Annotated in this window: 16 protein-coding genes; 6 read left to right on the forward strand and 10 right to left on the reverse strand. The window is 39.8% G+C overall.

The features are described 5' to 3' along the window. Positions 1-47: 47 nt before the first annotated feature. On the reverse strand, positions 48-497 hold the full coding sequence (locus tag MWU84_RS18975) for a response regulator (protein ID WP_246904582.1): 450 nt from the start codon (positions 495-497) through the stop codon (positions 48-50). Between the two features lie 281 nt (positions 498-778). Here MWU84_RS18975 and MWU84_RS18980 point away from each other — a divergent pair, with 281 nt between their 5' ends. Then, a complete protein-coding gene (locus MWU84_RS18980) occupies positions 779-1,180 on the forward strand; it encodes a VOC family protein (RefSeq protein ID WP_246904584.1) in 402 nt (133 codons plus the stop codon). A gap of 51 nt (positions 1,181-1,231) precedes the next feature. Then, on the forward strand, positions 1,232-2,254 hold the full coding sequence (locus MWU84_RS18985) for an AI-2E family transporter (RefSeq protein ID WP_246904586.1): 1,023 nt from the start codon (positions 1,232-1,234) through the stop codon (positions 2,252-2,254). A gap of 380 nt (positions 2,255-2,634) precedes the next feature. Here the strand turns inward: MWU84_RS18985 and MWU84_RS18990 are convergent, their stop codons facing one another. The 3 genes from MWU84_RS18990 to MWU84_RS19000 all read right to left on the reverse strand — a co-directional run bounded on the left by MWU84_RS18990 (position 2,635) and on the right by MWU84_RS19000 (position 10,320). Further along, a complete protein-coding gene (locus MWU84_RS18990) occupies positions 2,635-2,820 on the reverse strand; it encodes a CsbD family protein (protein ID WP_246904588.1) in 186 nt (61 codons plus the stop codon). Between the two features lie 182 nt (positions 2,821-3,002). Beyond that, complete coding sequence (locus tag MWU84_RS18995; protein WP_246904591.1) at positions 3,003-5,318, reverse strand: BamA/TamA family outer membrane protein; 2,316 nt, start codon at positions 5,316-5,318, stop codon at positions 3,003-3,005. 4 nt (positions 5,319-5,322) lie between these two features. Then, complete coding sequence (locus tag MWU84_RS19000; protein WP_246904594.1) at positions 5,323-10,320, reverse strand: translocation/assembly module TamB domain-containing protein; 4,998 nt, start codon at positions 10,318-10,320, stop codon at positions 5,323-5,325. Positions 10,321-10,670: 350 nt separating this feature from the next. Between MWU84_RS19000 and MWU84_RS19005 the strand changes: the two genes are divergently transcribed. Beyond that, the gene (locus tag MWU84_RS19005; RefSeq protein ID WP_246904597.1) at positions 10,671-11,564 is read left to right on the forward strand and encodes a DUF808 domain-containing protein; all 894 of its coding nucleotides are present in this window, start codon (positions 10,671-10,673) and stop codon (positions 11,562-11,564) included. 280 nt (positions 11,565-11,844) lie between these two features. Here MWU84_RS19005 and MWU84_RS19010 read toward each other — a convergent pair whose 3' ends face one another. The 4 genes from MWU84_RS19010 to MWU84_RS19025 form a co-directional block, all read right to left on the reverse strand. After that, positions 11,845-12,513 carry a hypothetical protein gene (locus tag MWU84_RS19010; protein WP_246904599.1) on the reverse strand — a complete coding sequence of 223 codons (669 nt, stop codon included), beginning with the start codon at positions 12,511-12,513 and terminating at the stop codon, positions 11,845-11,847. Positions 12,514-12,597: 84 nt separating this feature from the next. Continuing rightward, a complete protein-coding gene (locus MWU84_RS19015; RefSeq protein ID WP_246904602.1) occupies positions 12,598-13,689 on the reverse strand; it encodes a hypothetical protein in 1,092 nt (363 codons plus the stop codon). After that, on the reverse strand, positions 13,673-14,218 hold the full coding sequence (locus tag MWU84_RS19020; RefSeq protein ID WP_246904605.1) for a hypothetical protein: 546 nt from the start codon (positions 14,216-14,218) through the stop codon (positions 13,673-13,675). Before MWU84_RS19020 ends, MWU84_RS19015 begins: the two co-directional genes overlap by 17 nt. Continuing rightward, positions 14,218-14,757 (reverse strand): RNA polymerase sigma factor, encoded by a 540-nt coding sequence (locus tag MWU84_RS19025; protein WP_246904608.1) that lies wholly within the window; start codon positions 14,755-14,757, stop codon positions 14,218-14,220. The genes MWU84_RS19020 and MWU84_RS19025 overlap by 1 nt, the downstream gene beginning before the upstream one ends. A gap of 810 nt (positions 14,758-15,567) precedes the next feature. On the opposite strand from MWU84_RS19025, the gene MWU84_RS19030 reads away from it, so the two are divergent. The 3 genes from MWU84_RS19030 to MWU84_RS19040 are packed head-to-tail and all read left to right on the forward strand — an operon-like array spanning position 15,568 to position 19,535. Beyond that, positions 15,568-17,934: a TonB-dependent receptor gene (locus MWU84_RS19030; RefSeq protein ID WP_246904609.1), complete on the forward strand. Its 2,367-nt coding sequence runs from the start codon at positions 15,568-15,570 to the stop codon at positions 17,932-17,934. A 4-nt stretch (positions 17,935-17,938) separates the two neighbouring features. Further along, complete coding sequence (locus tag MWU84_RS19035; protein ID WP_246904610.1) at positions 17,939-18,781, forward strand: DUF4249 domain-containing protein; 843 nt, start codon at positions 17,939-17,941, stop codon at positions 18,779-18,781. A gap of 22 nt (positions 18,782-18,803) precedes the next feature. Further along, on the forward strand, positions 18,804-19,535 hold the full coding sequence (locus tag MWU84_RS19040) for an HAD family phosphatase (protein ID WP_246904611.1): 732 nt from the start codon (positions 18,804-18,806) through the stop codon (positions 19,533-19,535). A gap of 94 nt (positions 19,536-19,629) precedes the next feature. Here the strand turns inward: MWU84_RS19040 and MWU84_RS19045 are convergent, their stop codons facing one another. Both MWU84_RS19045 and MWU84_RS19050 read right to left on the reverse strand, forming a co-directional pair. After that, on the reverse strand, positions 19,630-21,570 hold the full coding sequence (locus tag MWU84_RS19045; protein ID WP_246904612.1) for a sialate O-acetylesterase: 1,941 nt from the start codon (positions 21,568-21,570) through the stop codon (positions 19,630-19,632). A gap of 48 nt (positions 21,571-21,618) precedes the next feature. Next, positions 21,619-23,793, reverse strand: coding sequence for an alpha-glucuronidase family glycosyl hydrolase (locus MWU84_RS19050; RefSeq protein WP_246904613.1), 2,175 nt, complete (start codon positions 23,791-23,793; stop codon positions 21,619-21,621). Positions 23,794-23,837 lie beyond the last annotated feature (44 nt).

The following is a 23,837-nucleotide window of genomic DNA, read 5'->3' on the forward strand; positions in this document are numbered from 1 at the left end:
ATTTTAATCCGATTCCTACTATTTGCAATCAGTGGTTACTCTTGATGCTACACTTGGATAACGAAACTATCAACCATTTTCTCGGTTACGCCTTGCAAATACGGCCGAATACACTTATATAATAAGGTCTTCAACTGATTGAAAGAGGTAGGTTTTTTTAGATAGCAATTGGCCCCCATATGATGATATTTTTCTACCTCCTCCTTAACAAAGGAAGTGGAGTAGATAATGACAGGCAACTGGGATATGCGTTCCGTTTCCCTAATTTTTTTGAGACTTGCCACACCATCCATTAGGGGCATATTTATGTCTAGAAAAACGATATCAGGCAAAACGGTTTCTTTTACCATCAATTGTCCCATAAGATAGATCCCATCCTTAAAATTACGGATTTCACATTTTATGGGCAGTGCGTCCAAAGCCTCGGAAAAGAGCATGCGGTCGTCTTCGTCATCGTCCGCTAGATAGATTTTGATGGTTTTTTTGGTGGTGGTCATGGTTTTAGGTTATTTAATCAGAAAATAATGTTACACAAGATAATTCATTTTGATTAATTTTTCGAGAATTGGAAATCATAAGGAATTAAATAACAATGAATTAACAAACGGCGATTTCGACTGCGATTATTTTAAAAAATAACGTATTTTAAGGTATGTAAATTTCTGGACCGGGATAGGGATGGTTTTCCAGATGTTTTTGAGATAAAATATAACCGGATTGCGCCAAATACAATATCTCTTTTTGGTTAATTTTTAGAGAACCTTAAAAACAATTTAAAATGAACGTACAAGCATATTTAGCATTTTCAGGAGATTGTCAGAAAGCATTGAATTTTTATGCCGATTGTTTCGATGCAGAGATAATTAATAAGCAAACTTATGAAAATTCTACGACGGATATTCCCGAATCATACCGACAAAAACTTCAACATGCCGAACTCAAGGGCAAGGGAGTTCGGATTATGGCCTATGATGCGGCACCGGATACCCCTTTGAACGGCGGCAATAAAATCCATATGGCCATTGATTTGGACAAAAGGGAGCAAGCAGAGAAGCTGTTCAGTAAGTTATCCAACGGAGGCCAGATCAATCATAACTTTATGGAAAAGGATTGGGGCGCCATGTATGGCCGTTGTACGGATAGATTTGGAATTCATTGGATGGTTAATTGCGACCTCTAATGAACCCAGAAAAACCATAAATGATCAGTAAAAAACCTAAAGCACTTTTTTATGGCACAAATTGATCCCAAAATAATACGTCAAGTATTTATTTTACTGCTTATTGTTATTTTGGGCGGACTTATATTCCAAGCTATATTTCCTTACTTTTCAGGCATTTTGGGAGCCATAACCATTTATGTGCTTTTACGCAGGCCCATGTCCAAATTAGTAAAAAAAGGATGGCCACCAAATCTTGCGGCAACAGTTTTGCTCATAGGTTCCTTTGTTTGTATTTTGCTGCCCATTTCCGGAATTGTCTTAATGTTGGGCAATAAGGTGGAAAGCGCCATTCAAAATTCAGAGAAGGTGATTTCTGCCGTGGATACTCAAATGGGGAAATTGGAAAATCAATTTGGATACGATTTTACCTCCCAAATTGATGCCAGTGCCGTATCAACCTGGATGTCTAAAAACCTTCAAGGTTTGGCCGGCGGAACCTTTAATATCTTTATCGCCGTGGCCATCATGTATTTCATGCTTTTTTATATGTTGACCAATCGTAAGGAACTCCGGGAATCGCTATTCCAATATATTCCCATTGACCAGGAAAATCTAAAGATAATAGGAGAGGAAATTAGAGCAATGGTGCGTTCCAATGCCCTTGGAATTCCTATGGTTGCCGTGGCCCAAGGTATTATAGCGCTTATAGGGTTTTTTATTTTTGGCATTAAATCCCCAATTTTCTGGGCGGTCATCGTTACTATAGGATCTATGATACCCTTTGTGGGTTCTTTGTTGGGTATTGTCCCTGTTTTTATATTATCCCTGTCCAATGGAAGTACCTTTCAAGCATGGGGAATACTGTTGTACGGCTTTATTGTTGTAGGAGCAACTGATAATTTATTTCGGCTTTTTATTCTTAAAAAATTGGATAATGTACATCCTCTGATTACCCTAATAGGAGTAATTGTTGGAGTTCCTATTTTTGGCTTTATTGGACTAATTTTTGGACCCCTACTCATAAGTCTATTCTTGATTATCGTCCGGATCTATAAAAAGGAATACGCTTCGGAAAGTGGAGACAAACTTTGACTTGCTCGATAGTGCTATCCGTAGGGTAGATCTGGAACTTGTCCAACTTTAGAACCTTACTATCAATTAATATTTTTTGCAAATTTCCCAGTGCCTAAGTAATCATGCCCTTCTGGGTAATGCGTTAGGGACCGCGGCGGCATCCCCGCAGCAGGGCAAGGGATATAGCTAAGGGCCCGCCCGACAAGGGAGGGAACGCCCATATTTATTAGGCAAAACACTTATTATTTAATGCCTTTATGAAAATTGGATTTTGACAATACTTGGCCTCACTTCTATCCTATTTTGGATCTGAAATTTTAACCATATCCTTTATAAAAAACAACCCCAACGATAAAGTAGGGGTTGTTGCAATGGTGTTTAAGCTTTTGGGTTCAAGACTACATATTGTCTATCTCTTCCTTTAATTGTTCTTTTTTCTTTCCGGTTTTTTCTTGCAGCCGGCCTAAGAACGCTTCAAACTTACCTTCGGAATAGGTTAGGTCGTTATCGGTAAGGTCTCCGTACTTTTGTTTAAACTTACCTTTTACTTGTTTCCATTTTCCTTCTAATTGATCAGTGTTCATAATATCTTCTATTTAAGGTCTGCCCTCAAGGCAGACGGGTTAATAAATTGTCTACATTAAAATTAGCCCTAAATAATACTATGCAATAGTTCAAAAGATTACAATTTTGATCCATTTAATATAGATGGAAAAATTTAAAATTTCCGTACCCTTCAGAGTTGGAATTTACAGACTGAGGTCTGTTAAAAAGGATAGCCGATGGCAAAATTGAAAATGACATTGTTGCCTCCTCCATCAAAAAAAGGAACTTTGAGACGTTCACCTTCAGGCAAATAGGGAATTTGAAGTGGGGAGGCAAAATCGAACCTCAAAACAAAACTTTGAATATCCACTCTAAGGCCAAGGCCTAAACCAATACCCAATTCCTTGGCCCAATTGGAGCCAAACTTTCCTTTCGCAACCAGCTCTTCATTGAACTCACGGCTCTCAATGGGTTCATCCTCCGGGATATCTATTTCATAGGTCAACCAAACGTTGCCGGCATCTGCGAAAACAGCTCCTTTTAAGTATGACCATATGGGGAATCTGTATTCCAAATTACCTTCCAATCTTAAATTTCCCGATTGATCGAAAAAGGAGGTTGTTCCATTTTCAATAGAACTGAATGTTCCTGGTCCAAGGGAGCGAATTGGGAAAGCCCTAACGCTATAGGGACCTCCAGAGAAAAATTGTTTTACGAAGGGCAGGGTAGAGGAGTTGCCGTACGGAATGCCCCACCCGGCATATAATCTGCTGACAAGGGATTGTTCCTTGCCCCATTTTATATAATAGCGAAAATCGATATCGGCCTTGGCATATTGTGCATATTCCAATCCAAAAATGGTATTGTTGGACCCACCTAAGAGATTTAAGGTATTCCCAGCAATATCTACACTTGTGGAAATAAAAATTGGGTGTTTCCTATTTACATCTACCAATTCGTTGAAGGTAAAGGTATAATTGAGTCCGGCGATAAACTGCTGGTCGAAACTTTGCTTCAAGAACGGGTTATTATCCAATATAGCCGTGAATTCTTCAGTGGTATTGGAAAGTTTTACATAATTGACGCTAACCGGGTTAAGTTCATGGTATACGAACCTATTGGCATTCCATGAATATCCAAAAGAGCTGTTAAATGAACTCAGCGTATAAAGTTTGGTCCGTTTTAGGAAGTCGGTCCCCAAACTAATTTTGGTCTTTGGTACCGCGTACTTAAAGCGTTTGGGGGAAAAGGGAAGGAGCCTTGGAATAATTAGATCGGTTTTCAGGCCACCCGCTATACTGCTTAGACCAGTATTCTTCCCGCCCGATAGCTGTGTTTCATAGGCAAAGTTGCCGGTTATACTTAGGGTTTCCCCTCCTTTAAAAAGGTTTCGGTTGTTATAGGTAAGTGACAATCCGGGTCCGGCAAAACCGTTGGATTTGGTTACCGCTTGCAATTGGGCACGTACAGATCTTTTTGTGAGCGGAGAAAGTAAGATGTCGGCGGACAAGGAGGCAGTACTGTCAGCCACGGTAGAATCCAATTCATTAAAGCGAATATTTACGTACTTATAGACTCCAAGGGCTGAAAGCCTGTTACTGGTACGCCTGGCGGCTTCCGAATTATATTTCTGTCCCTTGCCAAACAGAATGTATGGCTCCAATTTTTTTGGTTTAAAAAATTCTTTTTCCTGGAAAAAATTGATGCCGTTGATTTCGGTAACTTTTGATTGATACTCCTTATCCGTATCGATGGAGAAATTGGCATAGACCGAAACGGAATCAATGGTATAGGCTTTTATCGTTTTTTTGGGAAGATTTCTTTTTAACCGAAGAAAGAGGTCGAACTTTTTGTTGTCATAGCGATTGGTGTCGGCTTCAAAAATCAAAAAATCGGGATTAAAATTATAATACCCTCTTTGTTTTAGCTGATGGTCTATTCGCTCCCTTTCAAATTTCATCAATTCTAGGTCAAACCGATCTCCTAGCTTAATTTCTGTTTCCTCCAAAGCCTTTTCAATTTCGGAATAGATGCTTAGGGAGTCTTTTTCCAATTCAAATTTTTCCAAGGTATAGGGCTTGGGCAATGTTAGGGTGTACTTTATGGAGGCATATTTTTGGGTACTATCTATCATAGATGTTACCTTGCTATAGAAGAATCCGCGATTATCCAATCTGTTCAACATTAGTTGTTCTATTCGCTGTGGATTAACATCTGAGAGATAAACCGGTTCCTCGCCAATTTTTTTATTGAGCCATCGGTTGATAAAGCCAGGTCTTTTCTTTTGTGCCTTGTAGTGGAAATACAGACCTGTTCTCATTCCCAAAAATTGGGAATTGGGTTCCGGTGCCAAGAGGGTGTGCAGTTCCTGGGTTACCTTTTTGGGGTTCTTGACCTCATCTTGAAATGAAATATCAACATCTGAACCGGTATATAAGGTTTCACCCTCAGGGATGTATTTACCAACACTGCAGGAGTAAATGCTTACAAGGAAAAGCAGGGTTACTATATACTGATGTGCTTTTATTTCCTTCAATCTTTTATTCGTTTTTTGGTTGTTGTTTGTCTTTCCCCTCAGTCTTTTCGACTTCTTTCAAAGGGTTGAACAATTGACTGAATCTATTAAATTCCCTATTGAAGATCAAGGCTACCCCAGTTACGATCAATTGTCCGTCTATAATGTTCTCGTACTCATTTTTTCTAAAACCTCTTAGTCTGTACCGGCCATCTTTTGTAAGTAAATATTCCAAGCTTACATTACCTATAATCGGGGTTTCCTCTTGCCCTGGCTGTGCACTTCCTTCAACATCAACGGCACTTCCAGCGGTAACGATCAAGCGGTCGTCAAATAATTTTTTCTTAGCGTTGATATTCAGCTGGGTGCGGTCCTGGGGACTTTCGCCTTGGTAATCGGTAAAACTGTCCAGATCAAAATCCAGCTCGAACCCGGAATGGCCGAAGACTCTGTCGGAAAAAGCGTTTAGTTCTCCGGACAGGACTTTATTTACATTGTCCCGCGCTATGGCGGCCGTACCGCCAATACTTCCGTCGCTTCCGGAATCGGGATAAAAACGGTTGAGGGCCAACAAGGAAAACACCTGTTTGTTTAGCTCCGCCTCTTGTTGGTTTAATTGTTGCACCCTTCCGTAAACAGCACCCCCCAATGATCCCTGTTCATCTTCAGGCATATCTAGCTCAAAGGACAATTTAGGTTCCAACAGTTGGCCATCTACATTTAGATAGACCAAAAATGGCAGTACTTGTCGGTACTGGTTGGTTACGCTAATATCCTCGCTTGATACTACGGAGGACATCAAGGGGGAAGCAGAAGTTTCTACCTTATAGGTTGCAGTAACGTCCAACTTGGCATCGGTAGGATCACCTTGCCAGATTATGGTGCTATTGGGGTTAATCAGAAACCTCCGGTTCACCAGGTTGTAAAGATTGGTCTCGTAATGTCCGGAGTTAAGTTCATACCTTCCCGTTAGTTGGATCCTACCATTAGGCTCCATATTAAGATTAAGGGAGGCGTCCCCGGAGACCAGAAGGTTATCCCCGGTTCGCTTATCAATAATAATGTTAAAATTGGAATCATCGGCTATTTCTAAAATGGCTTTGACATCAAGGCCTTTAAAGAATGCCGTAGTCTCTTCAGAATCATTTCTGGTAAGAATGGCATCCGGATTCTGGCGGTTTACAAAAATGACCACCCCTTCACGTTCTTGAATATCCATCTGGGATTCGGGTACCACATAGGTTACATCGGTACCTTCCCGCACACGGAGTTTTCCATCTATTATAGGAAGTTGTAGATCGCCCTTTACAGAAAGGTCTATATCTAAATCCGCCTTTCCATAGAACAATTCGTAGTCTTTTTCTGTTGAGTTAAGAACCTGAAATTGTTTGGCATTGAGCTCAAGGTCAAATTTTGGGTTGAGCATGTCTTTTGTTCCGATAGTGCCATCTAGTTGAAATTTGCTGTCATTGGCATCGGCAATTTGGAAATTATTCAAATAAACTCCGCCAGTATCAAGTTTTAAGGTTTCTTCGGATATTTTAAAAACAGCGTTTAAGCTGGCTACATTAAATTCGGTTTCATAAAAATTGATGGTTCCTGTGTATTCCGGTGAACTGGTGGTACCGGAAACATTTATTTTTCCGGAAAGATATCCGTGGCTGTTTTTCAATTGTCCAAAGGAAAAATCCTCTATAACCTTCAGGTCTATTCTATTTAGGTCCAAATCCAGATTCAATTGGGCCCCTGTTTCGGCAGCAGCAAAATCTCCCTGTAAATCTATGTCCAAGCCACTACCTTTAAGGGCCAGATCAAAATCATAGGTATTATTGTTCTGAGAAGTGGCCTTTAGGGATAAATTGCCTAATGGGTGCTGCATCACCTCTAAGTTGTCAATTTCATAATCCGCCACAATTCCAGTTGCCCCATAGGGATTTTCCATGGTTAAATTCCCGTTTACCATGCCGGTGGCCAAGGGGGAATCCGGGTTTAATAGACTTAGGAATGTTTGCAGTTTAAATTGATTGAAATCTAAGGTTAGTTGGGTTTCCCCTGCATCTGAAACCTGATTCCTCATCTCAAGTTGTTGTGAATTTCTGGTTAAATTCACATTCTTAAAGCCTAAATGATTAGTGGCGAAAGTGATCCGGTTATCTTCAGGGATTATCCATTCCTTCTTGTTGAATAAGAGGCCGTCAGGATTAATCTGGAGCAGGGTGGTATCTTGGGTCAGTACCATTTTAGAAGCAATATGTACTATTTTTTCCTTGTCGTCCCATGAACTGAAATCCAACAATAATTCCTTGTTTTTAAGGGTTCCCTTAAGATATGTTTTTTTAATGTGTACTGGATCCGCCATAAGGTTTAAAAGGCCAGCAGTAATGTTAAGGTTAGTGGAGTCGCCAATTATGGAAAGTTTTAAACTATCTAGGGCAATACCCTTGAACCTAGCATTGGGTACATTTAATTGAAAATTTAAGTCCTTGGATCTGGCATCAAAATTAGTTCCTATAGTTATGGGGTCCAATTGTTCCATATCTTTCAGCAACACTTCGGTAAGAAGGGTAATGGGATTTATTTTCAGATCCATTTTAAGTTTTACTGAATCGGTAGGGGAGTGGGCAATTAAGCTATCCGTAAAGTAATTTTTGAAGTGTTCGGTAAGCGCAGTATTAATAGCAGAAGGGGAGGCATTCGATTTTAATTTGCCGTTTAGGAAACCGCTTTGTATAGTTACATCTGTACTTGTGGAGTCTATTTTGGTATTTAGCAAGATGTCATCCATTTGATACTGCTGACCATCGTAGACCGCTATGCCATTTTTTATTCGGGTATTAAATACATAGTTATTGGTGTTCCCTTCAAACTTGGCTTCCAAATCCAATGCAGTCTTAATGTTATCGTTGCTGACACCTAGCGCTTCTAGGTCTGCTCCAATAACATTCAGGTTTAATTGAGCCCTTAGTTGGTTTGGATCCAAGTTCAAACTTGTATTAGCGGTAAAATTCAGGTTATCATCTTTAAAGTTAAGCACCATATTGCCTTCGCCGTTTTGGATTTTTCCTGATAGTTCAAGATTTGAAAAATCATATTTGTTAAATCCCAATTGCGTGAAATCGGATTCAAATTCTGCATTCAAAGTACTTAGTCCGTCCCCATTAGCAGTGGCCTTTATTGTAGAGGTTACGGGACCTAACTGTTCGTTTTTTAACAACTTTCCCAGTTGAAGGCTATCTACCTTGAGAATTCCCTCAAAGGATATTTGGTCTTTATTGGTATAGTGTCCGTTAAGTTGGATTTTACCTTCCGGTATTTTCAATAAAGCCTCGCCAGCGATGTTTTTTAGGTTGCCATGGCTTTTGGCTTGTAGCAAAATGGTCTTGGGAATTGCAATATTCAAATCTTTTTCAGAAATGAATTGTTGTATATCTTCCCGATTGGATGTTGCTTGCAGCACGGGAAAATCGAACAATATAGAATCGGTTGTCATAATCCTGGACAGCTGCCCTTTCCCTAGCACTGAACTCTTGCTCCAATCCAATCGTAGGTCTTGGATATCAACTTCACCAAGTGTACCTGATGCCTTGAAATTCCCCGTTAGGGGATGCTGTTGGGCTTTATAAAAATAGGGGTTTTTCTCTAGGTCTGATTGGAAAAAGATAGCGTCTGCCATTGCGAGTTGTAAAATGGGCATTTGCAGATCAATTTTGGCCTTTTCCGGGGAATTGATCAATTGTTCTATGGACAGGTATTCCATGTTTAGATCAGCGCTTAGCCAACTGGCATTGGTCTTTAACTCCAATCCCGAAATGCTTGCCCTGCCCTCGTCAAGTTCGGCCTTGAAAATTAGATTGCGCAATTGAAAGCCACTTTTATCCACAAAGGATAATCGCTCCAACTTTATACCAGCTTTTTTGGGCCGGTAGAAGAGGTCATTGCCTTGAAGGCCAAGATTTGAAAGGAAAATATCATTGGGGTTGAACTGACCTATCTTGGTTGAATCGTTGCCAAACTTATACTGTACAGAATTATTGTCGAGGGTGATGTTATCCGCCTTGATCAAAAAATCTAGCCAGGTAAATTCTACATTTTCCGGAGCATTTCCGGTAGCGTCCGTTGGGGTAAGTTCCTCTTTCTTGAAATTTAACGAAATGTCGGAATTTTTAAGGGATAGCGACCCTATTTCCACCTCCTTATTTTCTAATTCGGCCTTGGGGATCTCAATCACAAAATCACCTAGGGCTGCATGAGCCAGTATACCGTCGGGAATGGAGTTGTAATTGGCCCTTACATTATGTAGTCTTAAATTGTGGACCACCAGAAATGGCAGTGGGGTTTGTGTGCTATCATTCTCTACAACAGCATTGGTCCGCTTGGTCTGTTTGTAAGTGATGTAGGTATCGGAAAGTTCAACATCTTCTAGGTTAAAATCCAAGGCCTCCAGATCAAGGGTATTGGTTTTTACATATAATTGTCCTAGATCAAGTTTACTTTCCAAGCCCAGAAAGGCATCATTGTATTCAATTTTGAAGTCGGAAAAATTAAGCGAGCCTACACTTATGTTCATAGGTTCTGCCGTTTGTGGCTGGGCAGTGGTGTCTTGTGGTACCAAGGCTTCCAATATAAAATCAAAATTGAATATACCCGAATCCGCACTACGGCTTATTTGTGCCCTAACACCATCCCATTCCACGGACTTGAGGTTAAGGTGGTTCCTTAAAAGAAAGGGAGAAAGGGGAATGTTGGCTTCCAAGGTTTTTGAATACAGTAGGGTATCACCTTTTTTGTCCTCCAAGTAAAGGCCTTCCAGCAAAGCATTCCCAGAAAAGGTAATAAAGAGTCGGTCTATTTCAACTTTGGTATTGGTCTTATTGGCTATGTAGCTGGTGGCCTTTTCGACTATTATAATTTGCCCTCGTGGACTTCTTATAAAAAGGACCAATACGATAAATAGTAGAGCAAGTACCAACATAAACTTGGCCAAACTGCTAAAAAATCGATATTTAAATTTCTTCTTCTCCATGTAGGCAGATACCGGTCAAAGATCATCATAAATGCAGAAATAAATGAACTTTTATAGATCTTAAACTAACTTATAAAATAATCTGAATGAGTTCCAGTTGTTTTGGATACCTGCCGGTGAAATAGGATTGTTCATTAGCGACTACTTTTATTAAAATGGGTTTTAGATCAAGAACTCTTCCTTTTAAGGTTAGTATTTTAAAGAATTAATCCTATTCTTGTAGTTTCATATCCATGTTTAACTTGAAGAATAATTTAGTTGTAATATGGATTGGGGTTGGTTTTTAATAAAAGGCTTGAAGCTAGTCGGAATAAAAATGAGTGAAAAAATAATAAACAAAGGGTAATAATATGGCATCGGGATTTTTTGCGTTGTTGGACGATATAGCCAGTTTGATGGATGATGTTGGGGCCATGACTAAAATAGCGGGAAAGAAAACCGCGGGTATTTTAGGGGATGATCTTGCAGTAAATGCGGAAAAGGCCTCTGGATTTGTTTCTTCCAGGGAAATCCCTGTATTATGGGCCATTACTAAGGGCTCGTTGTTGAACAAATTGATCATACTTCCCATTGCTTTTCTGCTGAGTGCAATTTTCCCTGTGGCGATCACGGTGATCCTGGTATTGGGGGGATTCTATCTGGCGTATGAAGGGGTGGAGAAAATTTACCATTTTATGGTACCCCACCAAAAGCCAAAAGCTGGGAAAGTGCAAATCAACCTAAGTAAGGATGAAATTTTGCTTTTGGAAAAGGAAAAGATTAAATCGGCCGTTATTACAGATTTTATCCTGTCCGTAGAAATAGTAATTATAGCCCTTGGAACGGTGGTGCAACAACCTATTTGGACTCAGGTCATGGTAGTTTCCATTATTGCCCTAGTGGCAACTGCAGGGGTCTACGGAATTGTTGCCATGATAGTAAGGATGGACGATTTGGGCCTGAGACTAATTGAATGGAACGGCAAAAAGCACAGCATATCCGATTCCCTTGGAAGGTTTTTGGTAGGGGCACTGCCTGTAGTTGTTAAAAGTTTATCGGTAATAGGGACTATAGCCCTGGTCTTGGTGGCTGGGGGCATTTTTGTACATAACCTAGCATTTCTTCATCATTGGTTAGAAGCATTGCCGGCAATATTGGGGGAATTTTTAGCCGGTCTGCTTATGGGTTTCCTATGTTTATTGGTGGTAACGTTATTTAAGAAATTTTTTGCCAAGATTAGGCTAAACCGGGATACCCACCATTAAACAAGACTTGCCCATTTACCTTTTTAATAACTGGGAAGGACCTATTTTGCCGCTTACTGGAAATTAATCAAAATTTGATTGCCGAATTAAATTATTTCTGAGCTTCACGTCGGATACCCATTGGAAATTTATCGGATACCATTGGTCCTTAATGACTGTCCCATTTGAAGATTCTTTCATATTTCTTTTTAAGAAAACTTGATTGTCCTCAGAAAAAACATGTTGCGTCTCAATAACATCATGGCAGATGCTGCAAAGGGTATTAGTTCTATTTTTCATCTTAAATATTCTTTTTATATCTGTTCCTGCCCATATTGAAAATACCTACTTTGACCCCGATTCCTGCGGAGAAACCATTTATTCTTTTTACCGGATCAAAGTTTTTGGAGTCATTTACCTTATTTGAAATTCGGTACTTTACTCCTGCTTCCAATTGTAGGTATCTGGAGATGTTGAACAAGGCGTTGATCCCGGGTTCAACTATAAAAAAGGCCTGTGCGTTATCTTCAAATTCATCTTCGTCAAAATCATTGTGACTATAGTTGTCATCTATATAACCCATACCACCAGCCCCGATCAAGACAGGAAATGAGAGACTCACAAGGTTTTTGCTGAAGAAGATAGGTTCCAAATGTAGACCTCCATAACCGCCAATAAGATCTTCGTCGTAGGAGGATATTCCCCTATATATGTTTTGGTCCGAATAAAAGAAAGTGCCAATGAATCCTATTTCGAACTGTTGGTTGGCCACATAGGCCACTTTAAAACTGGTAAAATAGCTGTCCTTGTCATCAATTTCTCCATAGTGGGTAGTAAGACCTAGATATACCCCATGTACTACATTTTTTCGATCATTAAACTCCATATAATCGCCTGAGGTGTCCTGTGCAAGGGTTGGAATAATAAATCCTAATAGAAGGGGAAGTAAAACTGCTGTTCTTTGTTTCATTTTTTTTGATTTTTGATTGATGATGTAACAGTAGACAACAAACTCTATAAAAAGTTGCATCTTTTGTTCACTTTTTTTTAATTTTTATTGAAGATCCTTTAAGAGAATTACCCCTTTTTCACCTGTTATGGATACGGAGCCTTGTTTGGAATTACCGTAGGTAGCTTTTATTTCGCGTATTCTTTTTCCTTTGTCAAGCATTTTGGTCTCCACTTTTTCGAAGGATTTTGGAAGGCGCAACAAGCCTTCCTCCAAGGTTGCTTTAAATTGAAATGAGAAATCGTGAATATTAAGAACAATTTCCGAAGATTGTTGCTGAATCCTAATTTTGGCGTCGGCACTATGTATGGTCAATACATTGAATTCTGCGATTTTCATCATAAGATCAATTTCATCATCTACATTGGCCAATTCTACATTGGAAAATTCCAGTTCCCCGTGTATGGCTCCTACTTCATCAATAGTAATTTCATCCTTGCTGGAATAAATTTCCAACATCGAAATTTCTTCCAAATCCATCACCGAACCGCTACTGGTCAATCTTAAGTCCTTGGATTTACCAAGCGATAAACTGCCATTTTTTAAATTTATGCTGCCAAAGTTTATGTTTTTGGCCCTTAGTTTCCCGTATTTTAAAGCGATATCAGCGTTTTTAAGGTTTTTGTTGATCCAGATATCTCCATGTTGAACGTCTATTTTTAATTTGCCCGTCCAATCCTCTAAAATTACATCGCCAAACTTATTAGTGATATCCACAACCGCATTGGCAGGTAAATAAATGGAGTAATTTATCTGTACATTACTTCGGTCAAAATCGAACGGATTTGCTTTGTTGAAATACTCTGCGAAAAAGCCTTTGTTTTTTTCTGCAATCTCAGAACTAATAGTAACAAAATCGGACATGGTCTTAATATTAGGCTCGATGCGATCCAGCAGGTTCTGTGCATTTTCCCTTTTTTTATGGGAGGTAGTTATATCTACGGTAACCGAAATGTTGTTTTTGGACCACCCATGGATAGTTATGTTCCCGTACTTATTGTCCAACTGGAGTTCTCCCGCATTGGTCATTTCAAAAGTTTCCGATATGGTTTTCGATACTTTTTCCTGGGCGATCATTAAATTGGCCATAAGGGCCGCTGCTATACATATTAGCAAGTTTTTATAAGGTGTATCCATAATCGTCATTTATCATTTTTGAGTCATTTATTTGCCTCAACAAGTTTTCTATGAGTTCAATTCTCTTTTTGTAGTTGCCAATAATGGCTTCCAGGACCCTTTCGTTATTTAGATTCTTTTCCATTTCCAATTTTAGAACTCCGTATTCTTCATCCAATTCGTCCATGAAGGAAAGGAATTCATCTTTATCTTCCTGCGATAGATCCGGATGGTTTTTCACCATTAGTACCTGATGTTGTACTAGACTACTATAATGCATATCTATGTCCTGGAGTTCTTGGGAAACTACACTGTTCTGCCCGGCAGAACGGTATTCACCATAAACTGTAATGCCAATTAAGGTGGATAAAAGGAACACCAATATTAAACTGGCTGCCACACGGAATATGGGGGACTTCCACAATGGAACTACCTTTGGCCCGGTAGTGGACAGTTCCATTTCTATATTGGCCCACATTTTGGATTTGTCGGCCTTATGCTCATCGAACAAGGCCTTGTTGTCCCTAATATGTTTTTCAAAATGATCCATTATATTTCTTTTATAATTTCAAGTAGCTTTTTTTTTGCCCTGTGGTACTGTGATTTAGAGGTGGATTTGGATATTTCCAGAACCTCCCCAATCTCTTCGTGATCATAACCTTCTATCAAGTATAGTTGTATTATCTGTCGGTAACCTGGTGGAAGTTTTTTAATTCCTATTTTCACCCTTTCAATATCCAGGGCCTCTGCAATTTCAATTGGTTCTTCCGAGAGGTGGTATTCATGGTCAATTATAGGTACTAAGGGAATCCGTTTTAACTTTAAATGGTTAATACTTTTATTGATTACTATTCTTTTTAACCAAGACCCAAAGGTGCTTTCATATCTAAAATTCCCCAAGCTTTTAAAGGCCTCTACAAAACTGTCCTGAACCGTATCTTCTGCATCCTCCTTACTGCCCAGCATTCTCATACTAACATTGTACATGGCGTCCACATACTGTTCGTACAATTGAAACTGGGAGTTTCTGTCCCCTAACTTGCTCTTTTCTACAAGTTCTTGGTGCGTAAAGCGAATATTGGTTTCCAACTAAATAAAATGGTTTAAACGGTCCAAACTGGGGAAATTTCATAATAATAGACAACCAATGGTCCGAAAAGTTGCATCTATTGGGGAAAATATTTTTTACGGCCTTGTTTTTATCTCTACTATTTCTCTTTAAAGCCCCATGGATAAGGCTGTTTATGGCCAATTAGAATTATAGGATCAGATGTGAAATAGTTTTTATTGCCTGTATATGCAACCTTTTGTTTTTTGAAATGTCAATAGCCCTGTAACAATAAGACGCTTCAAAAAGTGAAATCAAGAAATCAAAAAGTAAAAAGTACCGAACCAAAAGCCTTAATACATCTAAGTTATGCCCTTGGATACTTTTGTCACAGTTACTTACTACGGTTAATGTACTCGAATCTGGCTTCCGATAATCTATCCAGTCATAGAATGTTATCCGGAAAAATAAGGTTCGGATTTTCATTTCAGAACGCTTGGAAAGAAATGAATACACAATTTTGCGACTTGAAAATCAAATGAATTTTTAGAAAACGAATTAACGCGAATAATTTGTTTGGAAAGCCAGGAGGTCCGGTTGAGGTATGGAAAACATACTCTGGAATAGAATTATAAAGTAGGCAAGGGCAAAAGCACTCAATTATAAATACTTAAAAAACAAATTGTATGGAGCAATAAAATAATTCAATAAAAGACATAGGGATCCCCATTATACTTAGGAAGTTTATTCGTCAATCAAAACTTTTCGGGGGTGTGCCTTTAGGTCGATTTTTGGACATTATCATGAGAAATAAACGAACAATCAATAAAGAATTATTCAATAATCAAAGAATGAAAAATATTTTTCTAATACTAATATTATTTACCACTATTTTATCCGCCCAGGATAGGTATACGATAAGTGGCGCCATTACAGATGGCAGCAACGGGGAAACCGTCTATGGGGCATCGGTTTTTTTGGAGGGGACCGCAATAGGGGTAATGACCAATGAGTATGGTTTTTACTCCATCACCGCTCCAAGGGGAGATTATAATTTAATTATTTCCTATATAGGTTTTACCGAAATAAAAAAGGAGATCAATTTGTATCAAGATCAAAAATTCGATTTTGAGATCTTGGAGTTTTCCACTCAATTGGATGAAGTTGTGCTCACTGCCGATGAACCGGAACGTGCTATTCTAAGAAAACCGGAAATGAGCGTTTCCAAACTAAATATCAAAACAGTTAAGCAAATGCCGGTGGTTTTGGGAGAGGTGGATATTATCAAATCACTTCAGCTACTTCCCGGGGTTACCAATAATGGAGAGGGCTCCAGCGGTTTTAACGTGCGAGGTGGTGCTGTGGACCAAAATTTGGTGATGTTGGATGAGGCTATTATTTACAATACCTCACATCTATTCGGTTTCTTTTCGGTTTTTAATGCAGATGCCATTAAGGACATGAAACTCTATAAAGGGGGGATTCCGGCACGTTTTGGAGGTAGAACTTCTTCTGTCTTGGATATCCGTCAAAAGGACGGGAACAGTAAAAACTTTGGACTTACTGGAGGCTTAGGCCTTATATCGAGTAGATTGGCTATGGAAGGTCCTGTTTTTGGTGATCGTGGATCTTTTTTGATTGCCGGAAGGGGCTCCTATGCCCACTTGTTTCTAAAGGCGGCCGGCCAACCTAACAGCGCCAACTTTTATGACCTTAACCTCAAGACCAATTATAGCCTCAATGATAATAATAAACTGTTTCTCTCCGGATATTTTGGGAGGGATGCGTTCGATTTAAATGGAAATTTCACAAGTAGTTATGGGAATATGTCCGGAAACCTTCGTTGGAACCATATTTTTAATGACCGCTTGTTTTCCAATGTTTCCGTCATTTTTAGTGAATATGATTACGACTTGGGGTTGGATATCCTAGAATTTGAATGGGTTTCTTCCATCAAGAATTACAATTTAAAATATGACCTAAAATATTATGCCAATGAGCAATTTAAATTGGATTTTGGGGCAAGTGCCATTTATTACGATTTTGATCCTGGAGAAATAAAACCAACTACCGATACCTCTCCCATAAACCCCTTTAAATTAGATCAGAAAAGGGCTTTTGAAAGTGCATTGTATATCAATGCAGAACATAAACTTAGCGATAATCTGACAGCGCAGTACGGGTTGCGATATAGTGGATTTAGTAGACTTGGGGGACAAGCCATGATAGCATATGCCAATGACCGACCAGTAGTTTATAACAATTTACTGGGCATTTATGAAAGGGGCACGGAAGTAGGTGAAACCTATTATGGGAAAAGTAAAAGCATTAAGGATTTTGGCAACCTTGAACCCAGGGCTTCCGTGGCATATCAATTGAACGACCTATCTTCTATCAAGGCCGGTTATGCCAGAACAACACAGTACATACATTTGTTGTCCAATACAACTTCCGTAACACCCTTGGATGTTTGGACACCCAGCGGGAAATACATTAAGCCCCAAATTTCCGATCAATATGCGTTGGGCTACTTTAGAAATTTCAGGGATAAAATGTACTCCATGGAGGTAGAGGCCTATTTCAAGACCACGGACAATAGGATAGACTATTTGGATGGTTCTGACCTTATTGGGAACAATACTATAGAGACCGAAATTCTCAATGGTGAATCCAGGGCCTACGGACTTGAGTTTTTGGCCAGAAAAAATGAGGGGAGATTAACGGGATGGTTTGCCTATACCTTGTCCAAATCGGAACAGCGAACCCTGGGCGGAAAAGCAGGAGGCCTTGGAATAAACGACGGCGAATGGTATAACACAGCCTATGATAGAACGCATGATTTTTCAATTACGGGAGCCTATCAATTAAACGAAAAATGGTCGTTTGGAACCAATCTTGTTTTTCAAACAGGTAGGCCGGTAACTTACCCCAATGGACAATACACCTATGAAGGCCTGTCCATTGCCAGTTATTCGGATAGAAACTCGGACAGATTACCGGCTTATCACCGCCTTGATCTTTCAGCTACTTATGTACCCAATAGAAAACCGGATAACAAATGGAAAGGGGAGTGGGTCTTTGGCCTGTATAATGTGTACAACCATAAAAACGCAGCTTCCATATCCTTTGGTCAAAATGTGGAGACCGGGGCAAATGAGGCCACTAGAACGGCAATTTTTGGTATCGTTCCTTCAGTAACCTATAATTTTAAATTTTAAGAACATGAAATCATATTTAAAGCTTGCAGTAGTTGCAATAATTGTAATTTTCACCTCTTGCACCGATGTAATAGATCTAGAAGTGCAAACGGCCCCAACAAGATTAACTATTGAGGCATCCTTGGATTGGGAAAAGGGAACATCGGGTAATGAACAGACCATAAAGCTGAGTACTTCTACCCCTTACTACGACAATACTACTGTTACCGCTGTTTCCGGGGCAGCTGTTAAAGTTACGAACAATACGGATGGTTCGGAGTTTGTATTTGAGGATATGAATAACGGGGAGTATACAACTTCATCATTTGTTCCGGTAATTGGTCAGTCCTACACCCTACAAGTATTATATAAGGGGGAAACCTACACGGCCACTGAAACTCTAATGTCCGTAGTGGATATTTCAGAACTTTCCCAATCTAGGGAAGATGGATTTGACGACGAGATTATGGAAATCAATATAGCCTTTATGGACCCGGAGTCTGAGGAAAATTACTATCTAATAAAACTTAAGGAACGGGGTGATCTTTTGGTGGAATTATTTGATGTGGAGGACGAGTTTGCCAACGGAAATGAGATTACGCTATTTTATGAGAAACAGGAGGATAAGGATACCAATACCAAGGAATTTGAGACGGGGGATATTGTAGATGTAGAGTTATTGGGAATTTCAAAAGCCTATTATGACTATATAGGTATCCTAATATCGCAGAATGAACCAAGTGGCCCTTTTGGGACTACTCCGGTTGCTCTAAGAGGGAACTGTGTTAATCTCACCAAGCCCGATAATTATGCCTTTGGCTATTTTAGATTGACGGAGGTGGTAAAAAAAAGTTACACTTTTGAATGATTTTCTCTAATTTAAGACCAAGATGATAAAAGCAATAATTTTTGACCTCGATGGAACGCTGGTACAGACCGAAATACTAAAGGCGGAATCTTATGCCCAAGCAATTCAAATATTGACCAAGGGGTCGGTATCACGGGAAATGGTCCTGAATAGTTTTGGGAAGTATGTGGGCTTGCCCAGGGCCGGAGTAGTAAGGGGACTTTTTGAGGAATATAAAGACTCCTTGTCAGAACACTTTAATAGCCTTAGTGCTGAGGCTGTACAAGAAAGAATTATTAAGAGCAGACTTGCCATATATCATCAGATGCTTAACGATAAAAAACTATTGTCCAGTTATTTTTGTCCATATAACCTTGGCTTGCTGCATAGTGCTCACAAGGAAGACTTTCGAACAGTAGTGGCCACCATGTCACATCGTGCTGAAGCTGAGAAAGTAATAGGAGCGATGGGGATTAGCGGAAAATTGGATATAATCCTCACTAGTGATGATATTGTACAGGGTAAACCAGATCCCGAGATTTATATAAAAGTTAAAGAGCTGCTTAAAATGCATTCGAATGAATGTTTAGTGATTGAAGATTCGGTAAATGGAATTAAAGCGGGACTTGCTGCTGGTATGCATGTCTTTGCAGTAACCAACCAGATAACCAGAAGTCAAGTCCATTCCTCAAATATCCTTGACCCCTATTTTATAATAGACGATGCAAAGGAACTTAGTAAAAGGGTTTATAATTTTATTGAAAAGAACAAGTAGGGCGAAGGGCCATTTAATTGTAAATCCTTGTAGTTACAAAATGGATTATAAGTATATCCTTAGGTGTTATAGACCTAGATGAATGGGCTTGGTATTAAGGTTCGGGATTGTAATTCCTAAACGGAGCGGCAGGTAGACCTTCCTTGTTGTATAAATTGGCGCCAAAAGGGTTGTCTGCCCAGGCGTATCGGACATAGGTTGGGTTGGCAACGGAATCGTTTTTAACAACCACCGTATTTCCGACTATTTTGGCAGCTGCCCAAACAAAGTTTTCATCGGGTCCTGATATTTGAAACTGCCGCAGTGTCAAGCCATCATTGGCCATTAATCCACCTCCCACCGACTTGAAAGAAATTATAATTTGATTATCCTTTATTTTTGAGGATTTAAAAATAGGTCCAGAGTTCACAACGTTTTCGTTGTAGGCCACCTTTTGGGCATTTAAAGCCAATCGTTGCCCAACACTTTCTTTATTCAGTGGGTGTATATCATTCCATTCTCCAAGGTCTGTAGCGACCACCATTCCGGTATTGGCCAGTTTAAGGGTATTCAATTGCGCGTGCCTCAATTCTGCCCATTGGCTTTCTGAAGGTATCATTTCCTCTTCCATATAATTGGCTAATTGCACATAAATAAATGGGAAATCTCCCATATTCCATCTTGCTCTCCAGTTGTTTATCAAGGCAGGAAAAGTGTGATAATATAATTTTGGATTTTGAGTGTTGGATTCTCCCTGATACCATATAGTGCCTTTAATTTTGTAATTTAATAGTGGGGCTATCATGCTGTTGAAGAGACCGGCAGGTTGCCACCTAACAAATGTTGGATTTGGTAAAGGTTCCATAATGGTTCCCAATTGGTATTTCCAACTGCCTTTTAAATCTATACTATCCTTCCCAACAGAAAGAAAATAGGGTTTATCCATTATAAAGCCGCCTTTTCCCTGTTGGTTTATCAAACGTATGGTGATGGTATTTTTTCCAGGAACCAATATGTTACTGGGAATTTTATATTTTCTGGGGGGGTATTGATATCCAGTGCTGCCAATAAAAGTACCGTTCACATATACATGGTCCTGATCTACGCTTCGCCCCAGCCATAATTTTGCTTCCTTATCCACCATATTTTGGGGAATTTCAATGCTTCTTCTAAACCAAACTACACCGTCAATATTAGGGAGACCTTGATCTTCCCAATAACCGGGAACCTGCATGCTGCTCCATGTATCATCATTATAATCCTTTAGAAACCATTCTGATCCCCTTACAAAACCTTTGTCCATTTCATTGAGTAGGGCAAACCAATCTTGTTGACGCTTTTGGTCTTTTTGTTCTGTTTTGGAAATCAGATCTGGATCCTTAAAACGTTGCAGTGTGTTATAAGCGGTATCAAAAGGTTTTAAGGCGCCTTCGCTCATCCAGGCCTCAACGGGCGATCCCCCCAAAGCGGCATTGATCAGGCCTATGGGAACCTGATATTTTTGATATAATTCCTTGGCGAAAAAGTAAGCAACTCCTGAAAACTCCATTAAATTTTCTGGTGATGCTTCCATCCAAGTTCCATGACTTAGGTTTGTCTGTTCTTGGGTAAAGTTATACGCATCTGGTACCAAAAATTGCCTAATTTTGGAATTCTTGGAATTTTTTATGGTTTCGGGATAGTGATCTCGAAGCCGGTTCATGGTCAGTTCCATGTTGGATTGGCCAGAGCAGAGCCAAACATCTCCTATTAGAATATTTTTAAGGGTAATAGTGTTTTTGGTACCTTTTAGCTCTAATTTATAAGGGCCGCCAGCCTTTTGAGCTGGAATCGTTACATGCCATTTCCCTTGGTTATCCGTTTTGGTCTTGTATACTTTGTTTTTAAAATTGACGATTATTTCTTCTTCTGCCGAGGCCCAGCCCCAAATTATAATGTCGGTCCCTCGCTGTAATACCGCACCATCACTAATTAGCTTGGGCAGTGTTATTTGGCACTGTAGCAATGGGATTTGCAGAATTAAAACTAGTAGGAAAAGTGTTTTTTTAATGTTCATTTTGCATATACTTATTGAGCATGGCTATAGGGTTCAATCGTTGGTCTTTCAATCCCATTGAGGTCGGATGCCGGGGGCAAATGGAAATTTCAATGATTGGTAGTATTCCAAGCTCTTTGGTGATTTCTCCACCTCTTTGGGGAGAGCTTTTTGCGAATAGGTCTGAAAATAGAGCAAGCAGGCATTGCGCCACCATTTGGCCTCTTTCAATTGGATTTTTAGAAGCATGTGCACTTCTTGGTATTGTTCCTTGGTGATATAGGGCTGGGCATTGTTCCAAGTCTCAATCATTTCTTCTACTTGATCAACCCCTTCTTCATATTTTAGGGCCATTCCATCCCAAAGACTATAACCATTTTTTAAGGTATAATCCCACGGTAAATGGTGAAACCATAGCAGATATTCTTCTGGACATGTATTGGGGTCGTTGAAGGTCTTTGCTACTTCTGGAGCATATTGCCCAGTGGCATTGCTGCCACTATTGCTACGGTTAAATCCGATACCCTTAGTATCTGCCTTATGATAGTAGGTAGGATTCCATTCGGGCCTGCTTAATTCATGTACCCAAGGCCCCGGACCGTAATGGTGGCCAGTATCAAAAATATGGTGTAACCCTAATGGATTCATGTAATTTACCACTGCTTCCCTTGAGTTAAGCATCATATTTTTTACCGGTTCAATAAAATCGGGGTTATTGGAATAGGTAGCTCTAAGCCATTCATCCGCTATGGTCCCTGCACTTATATAAGGATCCCAAGCCAACCTTCCAAAACCGTACCAATTGGCTTGGGCAAAAGGATGTCCGGTCCAATTAAGATCATTTCCAATATTGGAAACACCGGCCATCCCCGATATCTTATTATTATCCAAGGAACCATCCACAACCTTGGCCACTGTAGATCCCTTGCCTTTGCTGTAGGTGTCGGAATCAAGTACTTCTTCGTACAATTTGGGCAAAAAGACCAGATGGGTACTAAAGCCCAGATATTCTTGGGTTATCTGAAACTCCATCATCAATGGGGTATTGGGCATGGCGCCAAACATGGGGTGAAAGGGTTCACGTGGCTGAAAGTCAATGGCCCCATTCTTTGTTTGAATTAAAACATTGTCCCTGAACAGACCATCTAAAGGAACAAATTCTGAGAAGGCCTGTTTGGCCCGATCTTCGGGATCGTGTTCAGAATAAACAAATGCCCTCCAAATAACGAGACCATTGTGTGGTTGCAGGGCCCTAGCCATCATATTGGCCCCGTCCACGTGGTTTCTTCCATAATTTTGTGGACCAGGCTGTCCTTCTGAATTGGCTTTTACCAAAAAACCGCCAAAATCAGGTATTAAGGAGTAGATTTTGTTGACTTTGTTATTCCACCATTGTTGGACTTTTGGGTCCAAAGGGTCCGCAGTTTCCAAGCCACCGATTTCCATGGGTGCGGAAAACCTTGCCGTGAGATATACTTTAATACCATAAGGCCTGAAAACAGTGGCTAGGGCACTAACTTTTTCCAGATACATAGGGGTCAAGATCAGGGAATTGGCATTGACATTGGTCAAGGAGACGGCGTTGATGCCAATTGAGGCATTTGCCCTGGCATAATCCAAATAGCGCTGGTCCAGATACTCTGGTAATTTATGCCAATTCCATAAGGAAAAACCGGCATAGCCCCTTTCTACAGTCCGGTCTAAATTATCCCAGTGGTTGAGCATTCGCAAGTCTATCTTTGGATACTCTACAAGAGAAATTGTGCTTAAATCTTTGTGTTGTTGCATCAAATTTAGTAGGCGAAATACTCCATACAGTATTCCAATATCTTCGTTGGCAGCAAGTACAAAAAGTTTTTTTCCCTTATGGGTAATGGATTTTAAGACAAATCCCTCGCTGCCTACTTCACTGAGATCATCGGACATTTTTTCCTTCAGACTAGTTTCCAGGGTAGCGGTCTTCGCTATCAGAAAGGTGTTATTTGTATTTGAGGCCTCCGTAAAATTAAGTGTGGTTCCCAGAATTTTTTCCATGCCCGTAACCATTTCTTTTTTGGCAGTTTTGAGCACCTCGCCCCCGTCTTCAAAATAGATTGAATTGGTCAGGTCTTTATATTCCTTTAGCAGCTTTGGTTTTCCAACCTTATCATATCCCAACCAAAGGTTATATCCATCGGGCGATTGTGGGTAGGCACAGGCTATGAATACCATAAAAACTAATAGTGTTGGTTTTATACAGAACATTTTAAAATTTTTGATTTGTAATTATAGGTACTCTATAAAGTTAA

Source organism: Arenibacter sp. F20364, assembly GCF_023015905.1.
GTDB lineage: Bacteria > Bacteroidota > Bacteroidia > Flavobacteriales > Flavobacteriaceae > Arenibacter.

Excerpts from the sequence above, each read along its gene's own strand:
- MWU84_RS18975 (WP_246904582.1), bottom strand. The coding sequence starts at position 497 with ATGACCACCACCAAAAAAACCATCAAAATCTATCTAGCGGACGATGAC.
- MWU84_RS18980 (WP_246904584.1), top strand. The coding sequence starts at position 779 with ATGAACGTACAAGCATATTTAGCATTTTCAGGAGATTGTCAGAAAGCA.
- MWU84_RS18985 (WP_246904586.1), top strand. The coding sequence starts at position 1,232 with ATGGCACAAATTGATCCCAAAATAATACGTCAAGTATTTATTTTACTG.
- MWU84_RS18990 (WP_246904588.1), bottom strand. The coding sequence starts at position 2,820 with ATGAACACTGATCAATTAGAAGGAAAATGGAAACAAGTAAAAGGTAAG.
- MWU84_RS19000 (WP_246904594.1), bottom strand. The coding sequence starts at position 10,320 with ATGGAGAAGAAGAAATTTAAATATCGATTTTTTAGCAGTTTGGCCAAG.
- MWU84_RS19005 (WP_246904597.1), top strand. The coding sequence starts at position 10,671 with ATGGCATCGGGATTTTTTGCGTTGTTGGACGATATAGCCAGTTTGATG.
- MWU84_RS19010 (WP_246904599.1), bottom strand. The coding sequence starts at position 12,513 with ATGAAACAAAGAACAGCAGTTTTACTTCCCCTTCTATTAGGATTTATT.
- MWU84_RS19015 (WP_246904602.1), bottom strand. The coding sequence starts at position 13,689 with ATGGATACACCTTATAAAAACTTGCTAATATGTATAGCAGCGGCCCTT.
- MWU84_RS19020 (WP_246904605.1), bottom strand. The coding sequence starts at position 14,218 with ATGGATCATTTTGAAAAACATATTAGGGACAACAAGGCCTTGTTCGAT.
- MWU84_RS19030 (WP_246904609.1), top strand. The coding sequence starts at position 15,568 with ATGAAAAATATTTTTCTAATACTAATATTATTTACCACTATTTTATCC.
- MWU84_RS19035 (WP_246904610.1), top strand. The coding sequence starts at position 17,939 with ATGAAATCATATTTAAAGCTTGCAGTAGTTGCAATAATTGTAATTTTC.
- MWU84_RS19040 (WP_246904611.1), top strand. The coding sequence starts at position 18,804 with ATGATAAAAGCAATAATTTTTGACCTCGATGGAACGCTGGTACAGACC.
- MWU84_RS19045 (WP_246904612.1), bottom strand. The coding sequence starts at position 21,570 with ATGAACATTAAAAAAACACTTTTCCTACTAGTTTTAATTCTGCAAATC.
- MWU84_RS19050 (WP_246904613.1), bottom strand. The coding sequence starts at position 23,793 with ATGTTCTGTATAAAACCAACACTATTAGTTTTTATGGTATTCATAGCC.